The organism is Tropicimonas sp. IMCC6043, from assembly GCF_004146235.1.
Taxonomy (GTDB): domain Bacteria; phylum Pseudomonadota; class Alphaproteobacteria; order Rhodobacterales; family Rhodobacteraceae; genus Tropicimonas.
Map to the genome: position 1 here is coordinate 1 of NZ_SELO01000184.1, position 344 is coordinate 344.

The 344-nt window shown below is 61.6% G+C and carries 1 pseudogene; it reads left to right on the forward strand.

What is annotated here, in order from left to right:
- Nucleotides 1-126, forward strand: a pseudogene (locus EU800_RS26335) (IS481 family transposase); the annotation flags it as partial.
- Nucleotides 127-344: the final 218 nt, after the last annotated feature.

The window sequence follows — 344 nt, forward strand, 5'->3', positions numbered from 1 at the left end:
TTCGCCCGAAGGCTCAAGACCCTCAGCGGTCTCACGCCATACGAATACATCTGCAAGATCTGGACTTCAGAGCCAGACAGATTCAATGTCGATCCGATCCACCAAATGCCGGGACTGAACACCTAACGTGCTCCGTCACGGGCATCCTGCGGTGTTGGTGAGCGTCAAAACGGGAAAGGCCGCGCCCGGTAGGCGCGGCCTTTGCGGTCCGGCGTCAGCCGGACTGCGATCAGAAGGTGGTCTTGATCTGCGAGACGGCGAGCTGGTTCGAGATGTCGCCGGACAGGTCTTCCACGCCGCCGGAAATCACGGCGAGCGTTGCGATGCCGAGGCCGACGATGGCG